The organism is Paraburkholderia fynbosensis, from assembly GCF_902859935.1.
Lineage (GTDB): Bacteria > Pseudomonadota > Gammaproteobacteria > Burkholderiales > Burkholderiaceae > Paraburkholderia > Paraburkholderia fynbosensis.
The window spans coordinates 1-12915 of the sequence record NZ_CADIKI010000051.1 but is presented as its reverse complement, the minus strand read 5'-3'; the positions used below and the strand labels follow the sequence as shown (position 1 = coordinate 12915).

At 59.6% G+C, this 12915-nt stretch carries 11 protein-coding genes and 4 pseudogenes; 9 read left to right on the top strand and 6 right to left on the bottom strand.

The window, feature by feature from the left end; genetic code table 11:
• Positions 1-252: 252 nt before the first annotated feature.
• Positions 253-705, bottom strand: coding sequence for a winged helix-turn-helix transcriptional regulator (locus tag HV770_RS37575; protein ID WP_175166458.1), 453 nt, complete (start codon positions 703-705; stop codon positions 253-255).
• Between the two features lie 125 nt (positions 706-830).
• Between HV770_RS37575 and HV770_RS37570 the strand changes: the two genes are divergently transcribed.
• From HV770_RS37570 to HV770_RS37560, 3 genes are all read left to right on the top strand, one after another.
• The gene (locus HV770_RS37570; RefSeq protein ID WP_175166457.1) at positions 831-1466 is read left to right on the top strand and encodes an NADPH-dependent F420 reductase; all 636 of its coding nucleotides are present in this window, start codon (positions 831-833) and stop codon (positions 1464-1466) included.
• A gap of 52 nt (positions 1467-1518) precedes the next feature.
• A complete protein-coding gene (locus HV770_RS37565; RefSeq protein WP_175166456.1) occupies positions 1519-2460 on the top strand; it encodes an SDR family oxidoreductase in 942 nt (313 codons plus the stop codon).
• 166 nt (positions 2461-2626) lie between these two features.
• Complete coding sequence (locus HV770_RS37560) at positions 2627-3247, top strand: NADPH-dependent F420 reductase (RefSeq protein ID WP_175166455.1); 621 nt, start codon at positions 2627-2629, stop codon at positions 3245-3247.
• Positions 3248-3490: 243 nt separating this feature from the next.
• Here the strand turns inward: HV770_RS37560 and HV770_RS37555 are convergent, their stop codons facing one another.
• Entirely contained in the window at positions 3491-4558 is a 1068-nt protein-coding gene (locus HV770_RS37555) for a glycosyltransferase (protein ID WP_175166454.1), read from the bottom strand.
• Between the two features lie 710 nt (positions 4559-5268).
• Here HV770_RS37555 and HV770_RS37550 point away from each other — a divergent pair.
• From HV770_RS37550 to HV770_RS37535, 4 genes are all read left to right on the top strand, one after another.
• The gene (locus HV770_RS37550) at positions 5269-6084 is read left to right on the top strand and encodes a class I SAM-dependent methyltransferase (protein ID WP_175166453.1); all 816 of its coding nucleotides are present in this window, start codon (positions 5269-5271) and stop codon (positions 6082-6084) included.
• 606 nt (positions 6085-6690) lie between these two features.
• Complete coding sequence (gene phaP / locus HV770_RS37545; RefSeq protein ID WP_175166452.1) at positions 6691-7185, top strand: TIGR01841 family phasin; 495 nt, start codon at positions 6691-6693, stop codon at positions 7183-7185.
• Between the two features lie 291 nt (positions 7186-7476).
• Positions 7477-7998, top strand: a complete 522-nt coding sequence (locus HV770_RS37540) for a hypothetical protein (RefSeq protein WP_175166451.1) — start codon at positions 7477-7479, stop codon at positions 7996-7998.
• Between the two features lie 277 nt (positions 7999-8275).
• On the top strand, positions 8276-8641 hold the full coding sequence (locus HV770_RS37535) for a response regulator (protein ID WP_175166450.1): 366 nt from the start codon (positions 8276-8278) through the stop codon (positions 8639-8641).
• A gap of 105 nt (positions 8642-8746) precedes the next feature.
• Here the strand turns inward: HV770_RS37535 and HV770_RS37530 are convergent.
• Both HV770_RS37530 and HV770_RS37525 read right to left on the bottom strand, forming a co-directional pair.
• Positions 8747-9366: pseudogene (locus HV770_RS37530) on the bottom strand (error-prone DNA polymerase); the annotation flags it as partial.
• A gap of 49 nt (positions 9367-9415) precedes the next feature.
• Positions 9416-9988: pseudogene (locus HV770_RS37525) on the bottom strand (IS6 family transposase).
• Between the two features lie 381 nt (positions 9989-10369).
• Here HV770_RS37525 and HV770_RS37520 point away from each other — a divergent pair.
• Complete coding sequence (locus HV770_RS37520) at positions 10370-11062, top strand: NnrU family protein (protein WP_175166449.1); 693 nt, start codon at positions 10370-10372, stop codon at positions 11060-11062.
• A gap of 56 nt (positions 11063-11118) precedes the next feature.
• Here HV770_RS37520 and HV770_RS40015 read toward each other — a convergent pair.
• Positions 11119-11384 (bottom strand): annotated as a pseudogene (locus HV770_RS40015) (IS6 family transposase); the annotation flags it as partial.
• 101 nt (positions 11385-11485) lie between these two features.
• Between HV770_RS40015 and HV770_RS37515 the strand changes: the two are divergent.
• Positions 11486-12183 (top strand): annotated as a pseudogene (locus HV770_RS37515) (IS6 family transposase).
• 199 nt (positions 12184-12382) lie between these two features.
• Here HV770_RS37515 and HV770_RS37510 read toward each other — a convergent pair.
• Positions 12383-12772 (bottom strand): winged helix-turn-helix transcriptional regulator, encoded by a 390-nt coding sequence (locus HV770_RS37510; RefSeq protein ID WP_175166448.1) that lies wholly within the window; start codon positions 12770-12772, stop codon positions 12383-12385.
• Positions 12773-12915 lie beyond the last annotated feature (143 nt).

Sequence of the window (12915 nt, the reverse complement as noted above, 5' to 3'; positions counted from 1 at the left end):
CGTCACCTGCTTGCGATCTTCACCTTCTATGAATCGCTTCATCCGGTCACCTACGCTGAATGAGTTAATCCAGTCTAGGCGATCAGCGTGTTTTCACACAAGCTCGACCCGGAGCAGCCGCTAGGATCGGTGAAACATTAATGGCGGCTTTTCAGGACCGTTTCGGACATCGACCCCGCTATTTGCTGCACCTCGTAGCCGGTGGTGTATGCATATCGTTCGTGCGACGTGACAGGGCGCTTGCCGTCTTGCTCATTCCTTGCTCTCAGGGAACATACATCCGCCATTGCGGATCAGCGCCTTCACCTCTTCGCTCACCTGCATGGGGTTTCGATTTAATCGAGCAACGAACTCCTTGCAGCGTCGCACGTACGACTTCGAATCGTGCTTCGCGCTCCAAAGGACAATGTTAAGCACGACGGGAATGAGGTCCAGGCCCTTCTCGGTCAGCGTGTAAAAGTCCTTCCGCCTGTCGTCGGGGCTGGGTGCCCTCGAGAGAATTCCTTGCTCTTCAAGAAACGCAAGGCGGGAAGCAAGGACATTGGTTGCGATTCCCTCCTCCGATTTCAGGAACTCGCCATACGTCTTCTTGCCGACAAAAACGATGTCGCGAATGATCAGGAGCGACCACCGGTCGCCGAAGATCTCCACGCCGTAGTTCACTGCGCAATGGGACCGAACGTCTTCTTTAGATGTCGTCTTCATGGCTACATATTAGCATCGCTTGCATATCGCAAGTAAATTTCGTTGTTTACTTGTTTTTTGCAAGCGATGTGTCTAGCATGGTTGTTCGGGAGTACGAGCAGCACCCAGCAACCAGGAGGCTGCACATGAGCACTATCAGCATCATCGGCACAGGCGGCATGGCCGCAGCAATCGGCGGCCTTGCCGCCAGGGCCGGACACACCGTCGAGGTGATGAGTCGCGACGCCGTCAAGGCGCGGGCGCTTGCCGAGCAGATCGGAGCCGGCGCGACGACACGAACGTTCGGCGCCGCCGCGGCCGGGGACATTGTCATCCTGGCGGTTCCCTACTCCGCCGTTCTCGACGTGGTGAAGCAGTACGGCGAAGAGCTGGCAGGCAAGGTTCTTGTCGACATCACCAATCCGGTCGCCTCCGACCACACGAGCTTCGTGACCCCCGGCGATAGTTTCGGCGCGCAGGAGATCACCAAGGCCGCCCCTGCCGATGCGAAAGTCGTCAAGGCGTTCAACACCCAGTTCTCCCACGTCCTGTCGGCCGGTCCCGTTCCGGGCCGCCCGTTGGACGTGTTCATCGCCGGGGACGACGAGCACGCGAAAGCACGCGTCTCCGCGTTCATCGGGAGCCTCGGACTGCGTCCGATGGATACCGGGCCGCTGTCCATGGCGAGGACACTGGAGCACGCCTGCCTGCTATCGCTGGGCCTCCTCACCCACTCCGTCAAGCACACCAACTTCTCGATCGGCGTCAGCCTTCTCGGCTGAGTGCACCGGTATCACCACTTCTAGCATCACATTACTCATAAGGAACATTCACATGCACGTTTTCGTCACTGGCGGGACCGGCCATTCCGGTCCGTACATCATCTCCGATCTCATCGCCGCCGGCCATGAGGTCACCGCCCTGGCTCGTTCAGACAAGGCGGCGGCTGCAGTGTCCGCACTCGGTGCGAAGGCGCGTCTCGGTAGCCTCGAGGATCTTGACGGTCTCAAAGAAGCGGCCGCCGCCTCCGACGGTGTCATCCATGTCGCACACCGGCAAGACCTGATTCCGGTCGGCGGAATCAACGCCGTGGCCGATGCGGAGCTTCAGATCATGCTCGCATATGGCGAGGCGCTGGCCGGAACTGGAAAGCCGCTGGTCTCATCGGGAAGCATCGGCTCGCCCGGCTGGGAAAACCTGGGTCGGCCGGCCACCGAGGAGGATCCGCCTCTTTCCGGCGGCGATTCATATAAGAACACCCTGCGGGTTCGTAACATCGTGGAAACCACTGTAATCGGCCTCGCCGAAAAAGGCGTTCGGTCTTCGGTCGTTCGGATTCCTGAAATCATGCACAGCACGACCGATAATGCCGGCTTCCTTCCGCTGCTGATCGGGCTGGCGAAGGAAAAGGGTGTCGTCGGTTACCCCGGAGACGGTGCGAACAGGTGGGCCGCCGTGCACACCCGCGACGTCGCCACCGTGTTCCGCCTGGCGCTTGAGAAGGGCGCCGCCGGCAGAAGCTGGCACGCGGTTGCAGACGAGAGCATTCCGTACCGCGAGATCGCCGAGGCCATCGGCAGTCGCTTGAAGCTGCCCGCCGTGCCCATTCCCGCGGACGTGCTGATGCTGCCGGGGTATTTCGGGTTCCTTGCGAATCTGGTCACGCTGGATACCCCGGCGTCGAATGCCATCACGCGCCAGACGCTCGGCTGGACACCAACGCAGCCCGGCCTGTTTGCCGATATGGACAATGGCCACTACTTCCCTACCCACTGAGCTAAGCGGACGGCAGGGACTCCCGCATCGCGCCGAGCGCGACCGAGACACTATCGTCCCGGAGTGGTAGGAGGCTGACGCAAGTGGCTCGGCGCACACGGAAAACATTTTGGGCGAAAGCCTCGTAGAGATCACGGGCATACCCCAACTCAGAAGGATATTTGACATGAGCACTATTAGCATCATTGGCGCAGGAGGCATGGCCACGGCGGTCGCCGCCCGTATAGCCACGGCAGGACATACCGTCGAGGTCCTGAGCCGCGACCCAGCCAAAGCACGGGCGCTGGCCGATGAGCTCTCAGCGGGAGCGATCACGGGGACTTACGCCGCCGCGCCGACGGGCGATATCGTCATCCTCGCCGTGCCGTACGGCAGTGCGGCGGCGGTAGTGGCCGATTACGGAGACGCGCTCGACGGCAAGGTGATCATCGACATCACCAATCCGGTCGCCCCGGACCTTTCCGGCCTCGTCACCCCGCACGGCAGTTCCGGCGCACAGGAGATCGCCAAGGGTCTTCCCGCCACCGCACACGTTGTAAAGGCGTTCAACACCGTCTTTGGCCACGTACTTGCCAAGAACGGACGCCTCGACGCGTTCATCGCAGCCGACGATGCCGAGGCCAAGGCGCGCGTCTCGACCTTCATCGAGAGTCTCGGACTGCGTCCGTTGGATGTCGGCGGCCTGCACATGGCCTCGACGCTCGAGGCGCTCGGTCTGATGATGATCGGCCTGGCCAAAAACGGCGCCGGCACCTGGGATATCGCCTTGAACGTCGAGATCGGCTGAATCACCGACGCCACGTCCTCACCGGCAGGTCCACAACACCACTGGGAGCAAGTCATCTCTCACGTCGTTCTCATTAACCCATTCCAGTGGAGTTGTTTATCGGCGGCGGCTCTTCGACCACATGAAATCGTGCCGAAGAGCGTGGGACCTACACGCTGTGGCTTGGCCTGGAAACCCTGCGGCAGATCAAGGGAGTAGAGACCGTCCGACTTCGGGGACGCGATCGTTCCCTGCGACCACAAGCTACCGGCCCAGCTCAACAGCAACAAGTTTTCCGCCTCGCTCGGCTCTCAGGTTTTCATACAACTGCTCGTATGCGCGAGCCGCGACTTGCGCGGAAAAGCGGCGCTCGAAAGCAACGCGGATTGCGGCACGCGGAAAGTGAACCGCGCGGAGGATTGCGGCAACGGCCGCCCCGTCATCGTCTGCAATCATTCCGGACACACCGTCCTCGATGATTTCACTGGCCAGCGAACTGCGCAACGCGATGACAGGTGTGCCGCACGCCATTGCCTCGACGAGCGGCAGATAGTACGGCTCTGTCAGTGCGCCCGGCACCAGCAATGCGCGCGCGCCGCCGTAAAACGCCGATTTCGCGCAGTCGTCGAGATGCTCGACATAATCGACATGCGCCGATGCAAGCAAGGGTTTGATCCGGTAGCGAAAGTATGCCCTGTCATGGACCGCACAGGGACCAGCGATTTTGAGCCGCATGCCGCTCGCGGCGGCGATCCGGATTGCGCGTTCAATGGGACATTCGGACGCAAGGTTGCAAACGTAGGCGACGTAGTCTGCGGCGGGGTCGAACGTCGGCTGTAGCAAGTGCTCCGGCAAGCAGCACGGAATCGTAGTAAGCCAGTTGGCGCCCGGAAACGACCTGCGCTGGCGGTCCGATATCGACACCAACGGCGTGCCACTGAAACTTCTGAAAATAGCATGACGCTCGGGCAGATCGACGCGGTCATAGACCGTCGTCAGAAACGGCACCGTCTGACGCGCTAGCGCCGACAGAGAAAAGTAGCCGAGATGGGAGTGCACGATATCGAAGTCGTCCGCCCGCCGTTCAAGTTCTTCAAGAAGCAGCATGAGCGGCGCGAACGCAGCGCCGCTCGCACCCGCGCAAACGTCGTGCGGCCAGACCTGCACCACGCGTGCGACCGAACAGCTGCCGCGAGCAACGAGCAGTGTCACCTGGTGACCGGCTTCAGCCAGTGCGTCGGCGAGGAAGCCCGCTAATCGTCCGGTGTTGGCGAGGTCGTATGGTCCCTGCGCGTCAACCAGATCGCCGAGGCTGACGAGGACAATCTTCATGTGTCGCTCCTTCTGCTGACGCGCAGTCAGCGCGGTGCGCTGATGACATGATGAATCGAACCGCCCGCCAGCGCGCCGTGCATTCGCGCATCGTCCGCTCGCGGCTGTCGATCCTCCCGGCCGCGGCAGCATCTTCTGCCGGTTCCACCTCTGGCTGCGTTGCTTCTCGCTCGCGCTCGCGGACGGGGCGAGTTCCTATCGCATTCGGAAGGGAGTCGCTTTGCGCGGTAACGCGGGAGGTTTTTGGATCGAGCAAGCACCGTTCCGCAGAGGCCGAGATCGACATTGGTTCGCAGTGCTGGCAATCAGACATTAAGCGCATAATGTTGAAACGGGTCGGATACGGTGGCTTGCACAAATCGTGCAGACTGATGGCGGCCGCCGCCGGCCCCTGAAAAAGCTCGCCTTCATGCCGATTCCGCCCCCGCACAGCCTCGTCGCGCATCAGCCCGTCCCCCTCGACATGCTCGCGATTCCTGCGGCGCTCACGGACAGCCGGCGCTTTCTTTTGCACAGCGACGCTGTGGGTCGTACAGCGAACCCCAGTTCGATATCAATTGGCGCAGCCAACGGACGTTGTTGGTGCGCCGCACCACAGAGCTGCTCGCGCTTCAGTCGTCAGTCTGGGTTGTTCCCTCGATAGACAGACAATACCTTTACGAGGAACATGAAGGCCCACGCGCCAAGGTGACGAACGAGTGGAGGCAAAGATGGGACAAGTCGATTTCAGCGCATTTGAGCACGAAGGTTGGGAGCGAGTTGCGCAGGCCTACCACGAGTATTTCGGTGGTTTAACGGCCCAGTCGAACCACGCGATGCTCGAGGTCCTCGGCATTCAGCGAGGTTCGCGATTTCTGGATGTAGCATCGGGCCCAGGCTACCTCGCGGCGGCAGCGAAACGGCGGGGCGCGGATGTCGCCGGTGTCGATTTCTCGGTCGCAATGGTTGAAAAGGCGAGACGCGTCTTTCCCGGACTGGAGTTCCGCATCGGCGATGCGGAAGATTTGCCCTTTCCGGACCAAAGCTTCGGCGCAGTGGGCATTAGCTTCGGGATGTTGCATTTCGCTCAGCCTGAACGCGCACTGGCGGAGGCGTTTCGTGTGCTGCAGCCTGGCGGCAGAATCGCCTTTACGGTCTGGGCCACACCGGACAAGGCAGTCGGCTTCGCGATGGTATTGAATGCAGTCGAGAAACACGGGACAACCGATGTGCCCGTGCCTTCGGGACCGCCCTTCTTTCGGCTCAGCGATTTGGAGGAATCGAAGCGCATATTGCTTGATGCAGGGTTCGTTCAGCCGCAGGTGCGGGAGGTAGACTTGACCCTTGTGCTTCATTTGCCGGAGACGCCGTTTCACGCACTCATGCGCGGTGGCGTTCGAGTCGCCGCGATGTTGAACGCCCAGACGCCGGCTGCGCTGGCATCGATTGAACAGGCAGTCGCGCACGACGCAGAGGCGTACCGGAACGATGCTGGAGAACTGCGGATTCCCATGACCTGCGTCCTGGCTTCCGCGCTCAAGGCCTAGGACCAGCCGGCCTATACAAGCGGGTCGGCACTTCCGTGCCTTGGGTTTGCCAGCCTGATGCTTGAATGCCCCGCATAGCGGCGCGATGACTCGCGCGACCGCGAATGATTCAGAACGTTAAAGAGTTGTGTCAGTGCTGCCCAGCGTTCAAGAGCATCCAAATCTGGCGTTGTGGGCCCGACAAGGATTCGCGCAAACACCGCGCGACACCGAACGCATGTGTAATGCTCTTCTGCTCGCACTTCCTTATATGTACCGGTGCCATTGAGTGTCAGGTGCCGGCGCGGAAGCTCTTCCGCTGGCTTACAGTACAGGTCAGCGCACCGCGCGCAGGGCTGAATTCAAAGTACCATCGTCGGTTGCCGGGATTGCAAGCCGACATGGCTGTCAGCTGAAATTGCGGCCCACTCCCTTCGAGCGATATTCGCGGAACGCGTAGTCGCGAATGTTTCCTCGCCCCGTTGCCTCCACGCCGAAACTGTTTGACTTCCTGAGTTCACCCCGTACAATGGAATCATGTTGCAGTGCAACATTTCACCTTCGGCCATCTTGACGCGTGTCTGGTTTCACTCGAGGCCTCTTGCCGCCTTACCTTACGGAGCAGTGATGAGCACACTTACCCCTCAGCAGTTGGTTGCCGCCCAGCAAGCCAACCTGGATGCATTTTTTGGCGTGACGAACAAGGCATTTGCAGGCTTCGAAAAGCTGGTCGCGTTGAATTTGCAGGTCAGTAAGGCGGCTCTTGCCGAAACGCAGGAAATCGTGACCAAAGCCATTTCAGCCGGCAATCCGGGCGCGCTGCTCGCATTGCAAGCAAGCCTCTCGCAGCCTGCTGCGGAAAAGGCAGTCGCTTACGGCCGCAGCGTTTACGAAATCGTGTCCGAAGTTCAAAGCGAGATTTCAGCCGCTGCGACAGCGCAGGGCGAGAAATTGCAGCAAGATACCCAAGAGTTTGTCGAAAGCCTCAAAAAGAACGCGCCCGCTGGAAGCGAATCAGCTATAGCTGCGTGGAAATCGGTCTTCTCTGCGGCGAACGCGACCTACGAATCGGCAAACAAAGCCGCAAAGCAGTTCGTCGCTACGGTGTCCACCGTCCAGTAAGACCCCTGTTCTCCCCTAGCGCCTGTAGGTCGGTAAATGCGAACTTCGGTTCGCATTTGTCCTTCCGGCCTTGGATGTACATGGAAGCGGCGAATGTCGACCGTGACTCGACACGTGTGAAGCGCTGTTGCGCCATAAATAGCGGTGCCGACTCGCCGACAACGCTGCCGCTTCTTGCTATCAGGATACGTTGACCTTTCGACGAAGATACGCCGGCATATGTGGCGACCGGACAAGGCGTTGCGCCCACACAGGGCATCAACCCAAGGAATGAATTAACGGACAGACAGCATGGACGACCGATTTGATAGACGCGAACTGTTGCTCCACCTTGGCGACATTCTCGACGCTTTGAATTGTTTAAACAGGACGAGTGAACCAGGCGCCCCTGTGACGCAGGTCGTGCAGAAAAATGATGCTTTGCAGACCTTCGAGTTCCTCCGGGCGCTAGCCCCAAAGATGACGGTGCAAGAGTTTGGCGCACAGGTCGCCAGTGCGTTCTCCCAGTGGCCACGGGAGCTGCTTGAGACGAAGCTCAACCGGGATGCGCTAGCCTCAACCGTTCAGCACAACCTCTTTGACGATAACCCCAACGGCTGGAACGTGTACGTCGCTCACATTCAAAAGAAAGTGCCTTGGTTCGGAATCGGGTTTCCCGCAGTGAAAGGGAACGTGTTGACAGAGCCGGCGGACGGTGCCGCAGATAAGACGACAGAGGCCGGCCCGAATGGCCCGGTTGTGTCACCCGTGAAGCCGGCCCTAGGTAACGAGAAAAGGGGCTGGCCCTGGCCAGAGCCGAGGTCGACGTCCTGAGGCGGGCCACTCTGCCACTCACCATCCAGTTAAAGCGCCAATGGCATTCCGTCAAACTAGTGGATGTCCATCGTCGCGCCAAACATGCGTACGAACTTTCGATAGTCAGCTTGAATCTGGGCCGAATAGCACATGAATTCCTCCTATTGCTCTTTCGGTGATGCGCATTCTCCGAAACGACGAGAGCGCGACGTGCGCACAACTTCTACGAGCTTTTGTGCGAACTTTGGCCAGTTCCGGGCTGCCAAACATCATGTGACGGCTCGGACATCTGGGTATGAAAAGCGTGTTGCTGGTAGACGATGATGAGGAAGCTCTGGCTGCGTGGAGCGCCAGCTGCGCCGCGGATGGTTTTTCGGTCCGAAGCGCGCGCGACGGCCAGTCAGCTCTGACGATGTTCATCGAATCGCCTGTGGACATTGTGGTTGCCGACTGGCGTATGCCGGTCATGTCGGGGAGCGAACTTTGCCACCAACTGCGTACTCGCCCCGGACTAGCCGATGTTGTTTTCGTACTGGTTTCGGGCGAGCCAAGCCCTCCGGCCTTCGTCAGCTACGATGGGTTTCTCCGCAAGCCCGTAGACGGGAAAATTTTACTGGCCACAATGCGACGACTGCTGTCAGAACACGCAACTCACCGATAGCAATGGCACGGCGGGACGAAGTAGTCGCACGAGCGTCTGCTTGTGCGCATGAGGCGAGTCCGCGCGCCGAATCGCCAAGACGTGCGAGTCCCGTGTTGAGCCGCGTCAGCAAAAATTTCTGCTTGCAGTAATCAGACCGCCAAGCCGATGCGACATGTCGACAAGGCGCTGTGCAACCAGATGCCGCACTTCGCCCTGGCGTTGCCGTGCCATACATAGCGAGCAGCGATGCCCCGAGGGCTTCCTTGCGCTGTCTTTCCAGCAGGCTCGGTCAGACGATGACGTTTACGTTTCCCGTTCGTCCTCGAGAGTCACAAACATGACCCCTTTGGCAGTTCCGGTGCGTCGGCGCACCGTCACAAGTCTGGAGCCTCGTGCGAGCCGGCCGTCCCGATAGGTGCGCAGCGTCGATGCGGGCATTAGCCGGTTCGCGAGCAGTTGCGGCCGGAGCAATTCCAGCGGGTGCCGCCCCACGTCAATCCCACAGACCTATAGTCCGCGACAATGTCGTGCGCTTCCGACGGCGCGCCCAATTCAGGCGTCTCGTCCCGTACCGAGGCGATGGCAAGCATGTCCTTGTCCGGCACGGCCGCGACCGACTGCCAAAGAGCTTCCCGCCTGTTTCCGGCAAGAGATGCCAGCGCGTTCGCGTCAGCAAGGACATGCAGGTCCTTTTGGTCGAGCTGCGCTCTGCGGGCAAGGTCGCTAACGCTTTCGAAGGCTTTGTCGCGGTAAGGCTCAAAGAGCGAGCGGAATAGATATACGAAGTACTGCTTATATTGCGAGGTCGTAGAATTGGTCAGCGGCGGACGGATGGGTCTCGCGAGCACATTCCATCTGTCCGTTGGCGATCATATGCATAATTTCGATGGCGGCCAGAAGAATCCGGGCACAGCGAAAGGTCTTGAACCCTAGCATGGGCCGCGTTCGTCGCTTGATCGCCCGACGGTCCTGCTCGACCAGGTTATTGTGATATTTGGACTGGCGGATCCTGATGGGCGCTTCACGACCGGCATTGACCGCTTCGAGCGCGGCGAGATTGGCGCCGCTTTTGTCGATGGTGACCGTCTCGGGTACCCGGTTCCAGGCGATCGATTTCTCAAAGTAACGCCGGGCCGCAGTCCTGTCCCGAGGGCGCGGAGCAAAAAGTCAATGGGGTGGCCTTCCTTCGACGGCCCGATAAAGATACCGCCATTCCCCCTTGACGCGGATGTACGTCTCGTCCATCCGCCAGCTCTGACCCACCGGCCGCTTGCGGCGGCGAAACGCTTTCTCCAGCACCGGCAACAGCTTGATGGCCCAGCGGTGCACAGTCGAATGATCGACTGAAACGCCGCGCTCAGCCATCATGTATGCAAGGTGCCGCAGGCTCATCGGATAGGCCACGTACCAGCGCACGCAAATCAGGATCACGTCGAGCGGATAGTGCAGGCGTTTGAGTACGCGGGCTACCGCAGGATTCATCGTCTTTATCCAGCTTTCGGTCGTTCGTGTGGTTCCGCCCATCATAGCGGTCGTCGAGTTCAAGGATCGTTACAACCGCCACCGGCGTTTCGAAAAACTGGGTATATGTCACCCCATGAAGCCCGTCACGCAGCCACCCTGAAAGAGGCCGCCTCAGTAGCAAAACCGTGTCCAGACAATCCGAGCCGGTACAGTTGTGGCACCGAAGTAGTATTCTCGCAATGCACGCGGTCGACCGATCATCTGACTTGAGGAGCGGGGCCAATGGAAAGAATCGACACACTTGTCGTGGCGGCATTCGCTTTTGTCGGCAGCCACTTTCTCCTGTCCCATCCGCTGCGGGCGGGTATGGTCCGGGCAATCGGCGAACGTGGCGCCATGGGCGTCTATTCGCTGATTGCGATAGTGACGTTCGGCTGGATGGTCATGGCTTACGACAGGACGCCCGTCTCCGCGCCGCTATGGCCGGCAGGCAACGTGCTGTGGGCGGTTGTGACCGTAGGCATGCTGATTGCGTCGATCCTTCTGATGGGCTCCCTGATCCGCAACCCGGCGTTGCCCACCGGCGGCCGGCCCGCCGCGTTTCCTGACGCGGCGCGCGGCGTGTACGCAGTGACCCGGCACCCGATGATGTGGTCGTTCGCGCTTTGGGGACTGTGCCATATCGCCGTGTTCCCGGTCACCCGGAACGTCGTGCTTGCCGGGGCGATCATCATCCTCGCGCTGGTCGGTGCTGCGTTACAGGACCGCAAAAAGCGGCAGCTGCAACCCGATCTGTGGCCCGCATGGGAATCGAAGACGAGCTATCTGCCGTTCGCGGCGATCGCCGCCGGCCGCGCGCGGCTGGGCGGGTTCGGCATGCACGCGGTGGTGGGCGGCGTCGTTTTCTGGCTCGTCGCGACGTGGGCTCATATCCCGCTCTCCGGTTGGCCCGCGGGCATCTGGCGCTGGCTCTAGCCGTACGGTTCCACGAAATTTGTTCTCGTGGCGCAAGACTCTTTGTCCGCGGTCAATTTGCCGCGGATCTTCACATAGGTCTCCTCGACTCGCCACGACTGAGCGGCTTTCATGGCCAGGCGCTTCCCGCGTTTGACGAACTCCGGCGTGAAGCGCTGGACCCAGCGCATGATCGTCGTGCGCCATCGACAGACGGCGCTCGGCCATCACTTGAGTGAAATCTCGAAAGCTGAGCTTGTCACACTGGTACCAGCGTAAGCAAAAGGACAATAACTTCGCCATCGAAGTGGCGCCCGTTGAACAATCCGTCAATGTCTTTCACCTTACGCGTTGGCTCGTGCTCGTCAAAAACTCGAGCCCCTCGGCTTTGTCGCAGTAAGCGTCGGGATCATGCGCCTGATAATACCAACGATGGTGCGCTTGATGACGACTCTGAATCCAGCCTTGGCACGAGTGCTCAAGCGTTTGCACTATCCGCTCTACGTGATTCTGACGTGTGTCCGCTGGTATGTGGCGTATCCGCTGAGCTTTCGACACCTGGAAGAGATGATGCCGGAGCGCGCAATCTCAGTCGACCATTCAACTGTGCACCGCTGGGCCATCAAGGTGTTGCCGGTACTGGAGAAGACCTTTCGTCGCCACAAGAAAGCCGTTCGGTCGGAGCTGGCGACTGGACGAAACGTATATCAAGGTCCGAGCCCAGTGGAAGTATTTGTACCGAGCAGTCGACAAGGAGCGTAACACGGTGGATTTTCTGCTGCGTGCCCATCGTGACAAGCCCACGGCGAGGCGCTACTTCGAAAAGTCAGTCGAGCAGAACGGCGAACCCGAGACGGTGACAATTGATAAAAGCGGTGCGAACCTGGCCGCACTGGATGCTCTGAACGCGGAGCGCGAAACACCGATCAAGATTCGCCAGAACAAGCATCTGAACAATGTTATCGAGCAAGATCATCGGGCGATCAAGCGTCGCACGCGGCCGATGCTGGGTTCAAGAATTTTCGTTGCACCCACATCCTGTTGAGCGGCATCGAGCTCACGCACATAATCGCCAAGGGCCAATGCAAGACCGTGGCATTAGATACACTCGTGCCCAGCAGTTTTACTCACTGGCAGCATAAGTAATCCTACTTATACTGCCGTTTGTTCGCCATCTTTGCCCTTTACCGCGACAAAACCGCGGACTCTCATCGTTCTCCGAAGCAGTCATTCATTGCTGAGTTAAGGACGCTCGGTTGCAACTCCAAGCTGAACCTGATCTGCATGTTAGCGCTGCATCAAGAGGAGAGATGTAGAAGCATTGGTAGCAGATGCCGGATATCACGCATCGCTCGGAAGCACCGCTGCTTGTACCTCCTCGACGGCCGCGCGCTCCGGACTTCCAGGTTCCAGTTCAGGGCGAGTCTTAAGCCAAAGTCCAAAGTCGCGCATGATCTCGACGACCGGCTTTAGCCGCTGACCATCCTCGGTGAGCTGATACTCCACCTTCACCGGCACTTCGGCGAAAACTGTCCTTTGGACCAAGCCAACCTGTTCGAGTGCCCGCAAATCAAGCGTCAGCATGCGCTGCGATATTCCCGGGACATGCCTTCGCAGATCGTTGAACCGCCTCGGCCCGTCCAGCAAATACGACACCAGCAGCAGACGCCAGCGACCACCCAGCAAGCGCATGGCCTCTTCAACTGAACATCCTGTCGCACTTCTCTTCATCGCTTTTTCCGGCTCAAGTATATTTTTTGTACAGCGGCCTCAAATCTGAAGTGCAACACCTATCTCGTATAAGGTGTTGCGATGCACGAAAGAACTCAGTACCAGCAACTTCAACCTGAAGAGCGTCTGACCATTGCAAGCCT